The organism is Pseudomonas sp. 05N434 (assembly GCF_056396965.1).
In genome coordinates this window covers 1-1,134 of record NZ_JBFTMK010000908.1, presented here as the reverse complement: position 1 = coordinate 1,134, position 1,134 = coordinate 1, and the positions used below count along the sequence as shown (strand labels likewise).

1 protein-coding gene is annotated in these 1,134 nt (G+C 54.9%); it reads right to left on the bottom strand.

Annotated elements, in window-relative coordinates; all coding sequences use genetic code 11:
- Positions 1-1,134: membrane protein insertase YidC (yidC, locus tag AC1DLB_RS30615; protein WP_477786355.1), on the bottom strand; the 1,134-nt coding region annotated here is incomplete at both ends.

The following is a 1,134-nucleotide window of genomic DNA, read 5'->3' as shown; positions in this document are numbered from 1 at the left end:
ACCCAGTACAGTACCAGACCGGCCGGGAACCACAGGAAGAAGAAGGTGAAGATGATTGGCATCAGCTTCATCACCTTGGCCTGCATTGGATCCGGAGGCGTCGGGTTCAACTGCTGCTGGATGAACATGGTTGCGCCCATGATGATCGGCAGAATGAAGAACGGATCCTTGATCGACAGGTCARTAATCCACAGCATGAATGGCGCCTGGCGCATTTCCACGCTTTCCAGCAGAACCCAGTACAGCGAAAGGAAAACCGGCATCTGCACCAGGATTGGCAAGCAGCCACCCAGTGGATTGATCTTCTCTTTCTTGTACAGCTCCATCATGGCTTGCGACATTTTCTGCCGGTCTTCGCCATGTTGCTCTTTCAGCGCGGCCAGTTTCGGTGCCACTGCACGCATGCGCGCCATGGATTTGTAGCTGGCGGCCGACAACGGGAAGAAAATCCCCTTGATCAGCATGGTCAGGAAGATGATCGAGAAGCCCCAGTTACCAACCAGTGCGTGGATATGTTGCAGCAACCAGAAGATTGGCTGGGCAATGAACCACAGAATGCCGTAGTCGACGGTCAGTTCCAGACCTGGGGATAACTGTTTCAGCACAGCCTGGCTTTTTGGACCTGCGTACAGAACGGCGCTGGTTTCAACTTTGGCACCTGGCGCAGCAGTCAGCGAAGGACCGGTGTAGCCGATGATGTAGTTGCCTTTGCTGTCTTTACGGGTCTGGACGACGTTGTTTTCGCCCTTGGCCGGAATCCATGCGGTCACGAAATAGTGCTGCAACCAGGCAACCCAGCCACCGCTGACGGTTTCTTTCAGCTGAGCCTTGTCCATGTCCTTCATCGACACTTTCTTGTACGGCTCGTTACTTGTCCACAGGGCGGCGCCCAGGTAAGTCGCGGTGCCGGTGGCAGTGCTGGAAGAAGGATCGGAACTGGCGTCACGCTTCAGTTGCGCGAACATTGCACCGGACCAGGGCTGAGCGCTCTGGTTGTCGATCAGGTAGGAAACGGTTACGTCATACAGGCCACGTTTCAGGGTGAAACGCTTGATGTAGTTGACGCCGTCCTTGCTGAACTTCAGGTCCACGACCAATTGGTCCTGACCGTCAGCCAGTTGATAAATCTTCTTC